The 9012-nt window shown below is 65.0% G+C and carries 12 protein-coding genes and 1 pseudogene; 7 read left to right on the top strand and 6 right to left on the bottom strand.

Translation table 11 applies throughout. From position 1 onward, the window contains the following. The first annotated feature begins 84 nt into the window (after nt 1–84). The 6 genes from ASE89_RS03140 (at nt 85) to ASE89_RS03115 (ending at nt 3531) form a co-directional block, all read left to right on the top strand. A complete protein-coding gene (locus ASE89_RS03140) occupies nt 85–816 on the top strand; it encodes a WecB/TagA/CpsF family glycosyltransferase (protein WP_236701598.1) in 732 nt (243 codons plus the stop codon). After that, entirely contained in the window at nt 813–1088 is a 276-nt protein-coding gene (locus ASE89_RS21085) for a hypothetical protein (RefSeq protein ID WP_056673949.1), read from the top strand. The genes ASE89_RS03140 and ASE89_RS21085 overlap by 4 nt, the downstream gene beginning before the upstream one ends. 21 nt (nt 1089–1109) lie before the next feature. Beyond that, nucleotides 1110–1643, top strand: coding sequence for a polysaccharide pyruvyl transferase family protein (locus ASE89_RS21425; protein ID WP_330219046.1), 534 nt, complete (start codon nt 1110–1112; stop codon nt 1641–1643). A gap of 3 nt (nt 1644–1646) precedes the next feature. Then, nucleotides 1647–2441 (top strand): oligosaccharide flippase family protein, encoded by a 795-nt coding sequence (locus tag ASE89_RS03125; RefSeq protein ID WP_056673943.1) that lies wholly within the window; start codon nt 1647–1649, stop codon nt 2439–2441. Between the two features lie 292 nt (nt 2442–2733). Then, the gene (locus ASE89_RS03120) at nt 2734–2976 is read left to right on the top strand and encodes an XrtV sorting system accessory protein (protein ID WP_056673940.1); all 243 of its coding nucleotides are present in this window, start codon (nt 2734–2736) and stop codon (nt 2974–2976) included. A 150-nt stretch (nt 2977–3126) separates the two neighbouring features. Beyond that, the gene (locus ASE89_RS03115) at nt 3127–3531 is read left to right on the top strand and encodes a hypothetical protein (RefSeq protein WP_056673937.1); all 405 of its coding nucleotides are present in this window, start codon (nt 3127–3129) and stop codon (nt 3529–3531) included. 66 nt (nt 3532–3597) lie between these two features. Here the strand turns inward: ASE89_RS03115 and ASE89_RS03110 are convergent, their stop codons facing one another. The 3 genes and pseudogenes from ASE89_RS03110 to ASE89_RS03100 form a co-directional block, all read right to left on the bottom strand. Beyond that, nucleotides 3598–4899, bottom strand: a complete 1302-nt coding sequence (locus tag ASE89_RS03110) for a UDP-glucose dehydrogenase family protein (RefSeq protein WP_031396235.1) — start codon at nt 4897–4899, stop codon at nt 3598–3600. Between the two features lie 223 nt (nt 4900–5122). Beyond that, nucleotides 5123–5521 (bottom strand): hypothetical protein, encoded by a 399-nt coding sequence (locus ASE89_RS03105; protein ID WP_056673934.1) that lies wholly within the window; start codon nt 5519–5521, stop codon nt 5123–5125. After that, a pseudogene (locus tag ASE89_RS03100) lies at nt 5518–6192 on the bottom strand (GumK N-terminal domain-containing glycosyltransferase); the annotation flags it as partial. The pseudogene ASE89_RS03100 and the gene ASE89_RS03105, both read right to left, overlap by 4 nt. A gap of 162 nt (nt 6193–6354) precedes the next feature. On the opposite strand from ASE89_RS03100, the gene ASE89_RS03095 reads away from it, so the two are divergent. Then, nucleotides 6355–7485 (top strand): glycosyltransferase family 4 protein, encoded by a 1131-nt coding sequence (locus tag ASE89_RS03095; RefSeq protein ID WP_056673927.1) that lies wholly within the window; start codon nt 6355–6357, stop codon nt 7483–7485. A 288-nt stretch (nt 7486–7773) separates the two neighbouring features. Here the strand turns inward: ASE89_RS03095 and ASE89_RS20155 are convergent, their stop codons facing one another. From ASE89_RS20155 to ASE89_RS20700, 3 genes are all read right to left on the bottom strand, one after another. Beyond that, nucleotides 7774–7914, bottom strand: a complete 141-nt coding sequence (locus ASE89_RS20155) for a hypothetical protein (RefSeq protein WP_156360375.1) — start codon at nt 7912–7914, stop codon at nt 7774–7776. 202 nt (nt 7915–8116) lie between these two features. Further along, nucleotides 8117–8617 carry a PilZ domain-containing protein gene (locus tag ASE89_RS20705; protein WP_168427542.1) on the bottom strand — a complete coding sequence of 167 codons (501 nt, stop codon included), beginning with the start codon at nt 8615–8617 and terminating at the stop codon, nt 8117–8119. A 1-nt stretch (nt 8618) separates the two neighbouring features. Beyond that, nucleotides 8619–8942 carry a hypothetical protein gene (locus ASE89_RS20700; protein ID WP_056673922.1) on the bottom strand — a complete coding sequence of 108 codons (324 nt, stop codon included), beginning with the start codon at nt 8940–8942 and terminating at the stop codon, nt 8619–8621. Nucleotides 8943–9012: the final 70 nt, after the last annotated feature.

Raw genomic sequence — 9012 nt, 5'->3', positions numbered from 1 at the left:
CGCGCTGCGCAACGCCGCGGCCGTGCTGCAGGAGCATGCCACCCCCGTGCTCGGCTCGATCCTGATCGATTGAGCATGGTGGGCATGATGGAGCTTCGGCGAATCGGCCACATCGACGTGGTCGCCACCGATGTACCGGGTGCGGTTGCACAGGTCGTTGCCGCGGTAGAAGGCGACGGTCCGGCGATCTTCGGCTTCTGCAATGCGCACAGCGTCAACCTTGCGCGGGCGGATCCCGCCTTCGTGACCGCGACGCGGGCGGGCGTGTTCTTCAACGACGGCAGCGGCGTCGATATCGCCAGCCGGCTGCTCTACGGCACACGCTTCCCGGCCAATCTCAACGGCACCGACCTGACGCCCGCGGTACTCGCCGCACTGCCGGCGGGAACGGGCGTCTTCCTGCTCGGCAGCCCGCCAGGCGTCGCGCAGAAGGCCGCTGCGATCCTGGCGGAGCGCTTCCCGAACATCCGCATCGCGGGCAGCCATCACGGCTTTTTCACCGCCGATGAGGCACCCGCGCTGTCGGAGCGGATCCGCGCATCGGGCGCGCGGCTCGTGCTCGCGGGCATGGGACAGCCGCGTCAGGAAAAATGGGCGGCCGCCAATGCGGGCGCGGTCGGTGCGGTGATCCTGTGCATCGGCGCCTTTCTCGATTTCACCGCGGGCCAGTTCGTCCGCGCGCCGCTCTGGATGCAGCGCGCGGGCATCGAATGGACCTTCCGCCTTCTGCAGGAGCCCCGACGGATGGCGTCTCGCTATCTCGTCGGCAACGCGACCTTCCTGGCCGCGACGCTCGGACAACGGATGAAGCGATGAAACAGATTATGCCTCCTCGCCTGCACCGCGCACTCTCGCGCCTGCGTAACGCGCCGCCACCGTCCTATGACGAACGCTATCCGAGCGTCGACGTGTTCGAATGGCGTCCCGCGGGCAGCGCGATCAATTTCGGCGACCGGCTGGCGACGGTCGTCGCCGAGCGTATTCTCGCGCTGCACGGACGCAGCCTCGACGAGGAGACGGCGCGCGACGCGACGCTGTTCACCGTTGGATCGGTGATGCATTTCGCCAAGACCGGCGACACCGTCTAGGGCTCCGGCGTCAACGGCAAGATCCCCGCCGATCGTCACGCGTTCGACGCACTCGATATCCGCGCGGTCCGCGGTCCGCTGACCGCGGCCTTCCTCGCGGAGCGCGGGCTGGACGTCCCGGCGGTCTATGGCGACCCCGCGCTGCTGCTGCCGACGCTGTTCCCCGACCGCTTCAAGCGGCAGAGCGCCCAGCCGGTCCTGTTCGTCCCCAACCTCCACGACCTCACGCTCGCGCCGACGCTCGGCCTGCCGTTCGTATCGCCGCTGCGCGGCTGGAACGCGGTCGTCGAGCAGATCGTCGGCGCCGATCTGGTGCTCGCAAGCTCGCTCCACGGCGTCGTGATCGCCGAGGCCTTCGGCATTCCCGCGCGGCATGTCCGCCTGACCGAGACCGAACCGCCGTTCAAATATGACGATTATGCGCGCGGGACCGGACGATCCGGCATCGACTCCGCGAACAGTGTCGCCGAAGCGCTCGAAATGGGGGGCGCACCGCCGATATCCTTTGATCCCCAGGCGCTGCTCGCGACATTCCCGCACGATTTGTGGGAGTGAGTTATGGCTGCCCCCTCACTGAGTAAACAGGTCGGACGCGGCGCAATCTGGTCGGTCGTCAACAGCGCGCTCGTCCAGGTCATCAACCTGCTGGTCTTCCTGGTGACCGCGCGGTTCGTCCCGGTCGCCGATTTCGGCATCCTCGCCACCTGCCTGCTCTTCGTCGAGCTGTTCAAGCAGATCTCGGTCGAGAGCTTCGCCACCGCGATCGTCTCGCGCGGTGCGCCCGACGCCGGCGACTACAATGCCTGCTTCCTGCTGATCCAGATCGGCGCGGTGATCGGCGCGGCGCTGATGCTGCTGTCGGCGCAGTTCATCTCGGAGATCATGCACAATGAGCGGATCGAGTTCGCGCTACGGCTGACCTCGGTGCTACTGCTCAGTTCAGGGCTGTCGCGCACGCATGAGGCGTGGATGACGCGCCAGTTGCTGTTCAAGCCGCTCGCGATCCGCTCGATCCTCGCGCTGCTCGTCGGCGGCGGTGCCGGCCTGTTCCTCGCGATGAACGGCTGGGGCCTGACCGCGCTCGTCGTCCAGCAGCTCACCACCTCCTTGCTGTCGACGATCCTGCTCTGGTTCGTCAGCGACTGGCGGCCGAGCCTGCGCGTCGAGCGCGCCAAGCTGCTCGCGACCTGGCGCTATGGCCGCCATGTTGCGATCACCGGCTTCACCAACTTCGCCAACACGCAGAGCGACACCTTCTTCTCGTCCTATTATCTCCCCGATCTGGAGCCGCTCGACCCGATGCGGCTGTCCGAGGCGATGCTCGCGCGGTTCAAGAATTTGGCGTCGGGCTGACCTCGGGCGCGAAGCCCTTCGCATCGTCGATCTTCGCTTGCACAGCACCGCCTGACGCTGACTGATCCCCGACTGCAGCTGCTCGGTCGCGAGCGAGCCAGGCCTCGACGTCGCGCCCGCTCGGGGTCTGGCGCAGCGCCGCGGTCGTCGTCAGGGCAGTCCCACCGCGAGAGCGGGGGCAAGATACTGCATTTGCCCGAGACGATGAGAAAATCTAGAAGGACCGGGCATAGGGATCGCCTCTGACGGAATGTGGCGCCGGCCGGGTTCCGGGCGGCTTGGGAAGTATATCATGGAAACAATTTACGATTGGCTGAGCGTCGCGGTATTTGCGGGCCTGGCGCTACTCTATCTGCAACGCTCGATGGAGGATGAGCCGGTCGATACGGTGTGGCATTATCTGCCGCCCGCGATCGCCTGTGCGCTGAGCAACTGGCTCGGCAACGAAGGCTATGCGATCCCCGCCGTGCTCGTGCTCGCGGCCAGTGTCGGCTATATCTTCTACGTGCTGCGCCCATCCCTGCCCGGGCGCTGATCCGGCCGGCCGGACGCGCCGGCCCCGGCAGCAGCGGTCGATTTTAATAGAACAGGATCTGCATTACCCTAAACCCGCCGCTAACCAGGTTTGAAGAGACCTCCTTTGCATCGGCCGAGTGAAGGATCAGGTGCCAACGGAGAATTTCCAATGCCCCTGATCCACGACGTGCATCGCGCCGTCGCGTCCGGCGCGACGGCGCCAGCCGCTCGCCCGCATGCCCTGAACCGTGTCCTGCCGGACTCTATTTATGATGGTGGCCAACCCGCGCGCGCCGGCGCCGCCCTGCGCGACATGGTCGGCATCGCAGCGCTGGCGATGCTCGCCGCCTGCGGATCCGCGGTCGAAGCGCCCGAACAGACGGGAATCGTCGTCGTCAGCTCGGGTCCCGGACCGAGCGAACCCGGTATTGCGGTTGCAGCAGCGGCACCGCCAGCAGCAGCGACCGGTGCCGACGCGGGCACACCAGCCACCAGCGATACGGACGATGCGGTCATCCCCCCCGACACCATGCGGGACCCGGATCATATGCAATATGCCAGCCTGGTCGAATAACCGGACTGGCCCTTGGCTTAGTTAGACAGGCGGCGCACCGATCGGCGCGCCGCCCGTCCCGGTCGATCAGCGGCCGACCGCGTGATAGGTCAGCCCGGCCTTCTCGACCATGTCGCGCGGATAGATGTTGCGCAGGTCGACGAGCACCGGCGACGCCAGCAGCGACTTGACGCGCTTGAAGTCGAGCGCGCGGAAGATGTCCCATTCGGTCACGATGACAAGCGCCTCGGCGCCCTCCATCGTCTCATAGGGACCGGTGCAATAGGTCACGTCCTTGATGACCGCCTTCGCCTGCTCATGACCCTCGGGATCATAGACGTTGATCGTCGCGCCCGCATCCTGCAGCGTCTGGATCAGCGCGATCGCCGGGCTGTCGCGCATGTCGTCGGTGTTCGGCTTGAACGTCAGGCCGAGTACCGCGATCGTCTTGCCGCGAACGTCGCCACCGACGGCGGCGATGACCTTGCGGCCCATTGCGCGCTTGCGATTGTCGTTCACCGCGACGACCGCCTCGACGATGCGCTGCGGCGCGTCGTGATCCTGCGCGGTCTTGAGCAGCGCGAGCGTGTCCTTGGGGAAGCACGAGCCGCCATAGCCCGGGCCGGCATGCAGGAACTTGGAGCCGATGCGGTTGTCGAGGCCGATGCCGCGCGCAACGTCCTGCACGTCCGCGCCGACCTTCTCGCACAGGTCGGCGATCTCGTTGATGAAGGTGATCTTGGTCGCGAGGAACGCGTTGCCGGCATATTTGGTCAGCTCGGCAGCACGCCGGCTCATTTCGACGAGCGGCGAACGACCAAGGGCGAGTGGACGATAGATCTCGCGCATGACCGCAAGACCCTTCTCGTCGTCGCTGCCGATCACGACGCGGTCGGGACGCTTGAAATCGTCGATCGCGGCGCCTTCGCGCAGGAATTCGGGGTTCGACACGACTGCGAAGTCGGCATCCGGATTGACCCGGCGGATGATCCGCTCGACCTCGTCGCCGGTGCCGACCGGGACCGTGGACTTGTCGACGATCGCGGTGAAGCCGTCGATCGCGCCGGCAATTTCCTCGGCGGCAGCATAGACATAGGACAGGTCGGCATGACCGTCACCGCGCCGCGACGGCGTACCGACGGCGATGAAGACCGCGTCGACGCCCTTCACGCTCGCGGCAAGATCGGTACCGAAGCGCAACCGCCCGGCCTCGACGCCGCGCGCCACCAGTGCATCCAGACCCGGCTCGTAGATCGGCATGATGCCGTTTTCGAGCGCCGCGATCTTGCCGGCATCCTTGTCGATGCAGATCACGTCATGTCCGAAATCGGCGAAACATGCGCCCGACACCAAACCAACGTAACCCGATCCCACCATCGCTATGCGCATTATAATCCCTCAGACGGTGTTGGTCCCTACGATTGTCGTACGGACATTGATATTCGGCGGAACTCCTAGAAGATGAACCGCCGGCCATCAATAAGGTGGTTCACCTGATGCGGCGGGCCGGTACGCTGCTCCAGCGATCCGTGCCGATACCGATCAAACGCCGATATCCGAGAGGGTTGGCCGGCCTGCCCGCGCCCGCAGGCGACGCGCCGGCCCCGCCCATTTAGTCCGCGACGATGCGGGCGTCAGGGTAGTTTTCGGGACGAAGCACGCGGTCGGCGACCTCTGTCCAGGTCGAGAAATGCCGCGCGGGCACCTGCCCCGCCAACGCCAGCGCCTTTTCGGTCGCCGCGATCATCGAAGCCGGATCGTTCGACACATAGCCCGCGCGGAACGGGTTCGTCCCAACCGCGAAATCGGGGCAGACCGCGAGGATCTGCAGATTTTCATATTGTCCCAATTTCAGACTCGACTCGGCAAGATACTCGACCCCCGGCGCCAGCCGGTACGGTGCGATGCTGATGCTCGCATGTTTGATATAGGGCAGCGTGTCGCGGAACGGCATTTCCTTGTGGACGAACACATTGTCAGGCCCCTTGAAGCTCTTCTCGTAGCCGATCACGTGGTAATGCACATCGAGAAACTGCGGCGCGACCGCATGCTTTCGTCGAACAGCATCGACCCGACCGCGACGGTATTGCGCTGCGCGGTATAGGGCGACGGCCCGACAGTCTCGAAGTCGGCGGGATCGATCCCGAATTCGGCGCGGTACAGGCGATCCTTCGCCCACAGGAAATCCGACACCATCTTGGTCGACCGCAGGCAGACATGGTCGATATGCCGTGCATTCTTCACCAGATGGCGGCGGACATAGGGATGCGCGCCGACGGTATCGAGCCGGTCGGTAGCGTAATAGATGATCTTGGCGGTCGGGTTGAGCCGCTTGATCCGGTCGATGAAGATCGCTGCGACGCTCGATTCGATGACGATATAGTCCGCCGCCTGGAATGCGCCGTCGATATCGGCATTGGGCAGCCTGGCGAACAGCGGAAACAGCTTCGCCATCACCGCATCGGCGACCGCATTGTTGGTCGCAAAGGGATGCAGCGGCGTCTGCCAGAGATAGCAATTGACGCCGTCCACCTTGTGCTAGGCATTGGCCTGGTCCCACAGGAACAGGCGCGAATCGCCCTTCTTCTTCGAGATCAGGCTGAACCGGGTCGAGATGAACGACACGTCGCAGCCATCCTGCGCCAGCGCATGCGCGACCTGGTGGATGCTGGCGCGCTTGGGCGTCCGGTAATCCTAAAATGCCGACAGGATGACGACACGGGAACGCTTTGGCTGCGCCGGCGCTGGCTTATCGGACATGCATGACACTCCATCGACTTTGGGCTGGACGGTTGGCCGTAATCAGACAAAGGGGCTGGCAATCTGGATCACGTTGGGAAGCCGATGCACGTTCTTCACGTCGTTCGTCAATTTTATCCGGCCATTGGCGGGCTGGAAGACGCCGTCAGCAATCTCGCGGTCGCGCTCAAACGGGACTGCGGAATCACGACGTCGGTGGTCACGCTCGACCGGCAGTTTTCGCGTCTCGACGCGACTCTGCCGCCGCGCGACACCTATCAGGGCGTGCCCGTGCAGCGGATCCCGTTCCGCGGCTCGACGCGCTATCCGCTCGCACCCACCGTACTGCAGCATCTCGGTCAGGCGGACATCGTTCACGTCCATGCGATCGATTCGTTCTTCGACGGCATGGCGCTCACCCGCCCGCTCCACCGCCGGCCGATGGTCGCCTCGACGCATGGCGGCTTCTTCCACACCGATTTCGCCAGCCGGCTGAAGCTCGCCTATTTCGCCAGCGTCACGCGCGCGTCGTCGTTCGCCTACGACCGGATCATCGCCTCGAGCGAAAGCGACGCCGCCCGGTTCAACCAGATCGCCTCGAGCAAGACGGTGACGATCGAGAATGGCGTCAATATCGGCAAGTGGCAGGGTGCAGGGTCGCCACAGCCGACCCGGACGATGATCTATATCGGCCGCTTTTCCTCGAACAAGAACATCACCGGCCTGATCGACCTCGTGGCCGCGCTCGGCCGGCTTCACGGCGACTGGCGGCTGATCATCGCGGGCGGCCCGGCCGACGTCACACCTGCGCAGATCGAGGAGCATATGCGCCGCACCGGGACCGAACGGGCGGTCACGCTCGTGCCCTCGCCCAGTGACGAGGGTATCAAGGCGTTGATCGGCGAGGCCAGCTATATCGGCTCGGCGTCACGCTATGAAGGCTTCGGGCTGAGCGTGGTCGAAGGCCTGTCCGCTGGCCTGACCCCGATCGTCAGCGACATCCCGCCCTTCCGCCGGCTGGTCCGCTCGTCCGGCAGCGGCATCCTGTTCGACATCGACGATGTCGAGGCGGGCGCGGCCCGGATCGAAGCTGCGCACCGCGATGCAAGCGCCGCCTATGAATCGAACCGCGCGAACAACATCGCCGCGAGTCTGGCCTATGACTGGCGTAGCGTCGCGCGGCAGTTCGCCGATGTGTATGAAGATGTCCTGCGGAAACGCGGCGCGCAGGGCTGAGAACGTCGGGGTACTTGGCCGCGTATTCCGGGGCGATTCGCTGAGGAGGAGCATATCGTCGCTCGGCATCGATCACGATGCCCACATCGCCAAAGCCGAGTTTACCGCGAGCGTACAAGCCCTGTTGCTTCAAGCGGGTCGGGCGAACGCTCAGGGCTGAGAATCACCGCGGACACTACGGCGAAGGCGAACCGTCATATCTCGAGCGCCGAAGCACTTTGGCAATTCGACGACCGGGATCGTCAGACACAGGCGGACGCGCGATAGCGACCGCCCATGTGCTTGAGATCAGGCCAGGAAGAATGCCATCAGGACGATCAGTGCCCAGAGCGCAACGCTGACCGCGAGGCCGGTGATGAGACCGAGCACGGCCGAGGGGATTTCGGGATAGGATGGGGCCTGGATAGCCGGGCCGGGAAGCGCAGTCATGAACACTCTCCTCAGCGGTCGTTTCAACCGTCTTGTCTCAACATGGGACAGGGGTCATAAATAATCAATACTAATATCTAGACTAGCGCAAAATTAGCTAAGATCCTGAAAATCTTGTGCGTTCAGCGGGTCGGCAAGGCCGGCAAACACCCCCGGAGCAGGGCTGCAACGCGCGGACCACCACACCAGCGTCAGCGTCGGTTCAGAACGATGAAAGTCCGCGCAGCAGCAGCGTCGCGAAAGCCCAGCATGCGCAGCTCGCCACGACCAGCAGGATAAGCCGCACTGGCGCTGCAAAGCGCTGCGGTGGCGCAAGCGCCGCACCCGCGGCGGGCATGGGCACCACCGCGCTGTCGGGAATCAACGACAGGACCGCAGACTCGCAGATCGTGTGCGTGAAGGCCGACTGGATCTGGTCGTTCGTCAGCAGGGGCTGGAACGCGCAACCATGCGCTTCGCCGTCGCGCCACGCGATCCGCGCCGTCGCCTGCCCCGCACCGGCCAGGCCGACGCGGATATGGGCACCGACCGGCAGGACGCTGGCGCTAGAGAATCGGAAACCGCCTTCGGACAGATCCTCGACACGGACGTCGATCGCCCGCGCATCGGCCGCACGGACCGTGCTCGCGCGCGCTATTGCTGCTCGACTCGGCTTTCGCCGACGCTCGGCCACCGGCTCGATCGCCGTCATCTCCGCCCGCACGCTAGATGATCCAGGCAAGGACACCAGCGAGCGCCGCGGCGAAGACCGCCACGCCGGCGATGGTCGAACCGGCCCGGATCGCGCGTTCACCCAACGAGGCGGGCTCGACCGGAAGGAGCCAGTTCTCGTAGTCGATCCGGTCGCCGGCCAACGGGTTGGCGGCACGCGGGTCGACGACCTGAAGCTCGGCCGCGAGCGGGTCTGCGACGGAACGCGCCCCGTCGAACGAATCCGTCGTAGCGCCGGAAAGCGGATCGCCGCCACGAAACGCCGCATGTGGCGATACGGGGTCAACCAGGTTAGCAAGAGGTGCGTGAAGGGGCATGACGACACCATGCCATACTGGTGGTTAAGAAAGCGTATGTTAAATTGCTGTCGCGGCATTTTTTGTACGT

Origin of the sequence: Sphingomonas sp. Leaf30 (genome assembly GCF_001422525.1) — a bacterium.
Lineage (GTDB): Bacteria > Pseudomonadota > Alphaproteobacteria > Sphingomonadales > Sphingomonadaceae > Sphingomonas > Sphingomonas aerolata.
This window is presented reverse-complemented; position numbering and strand designations above follow the sequence as displayed.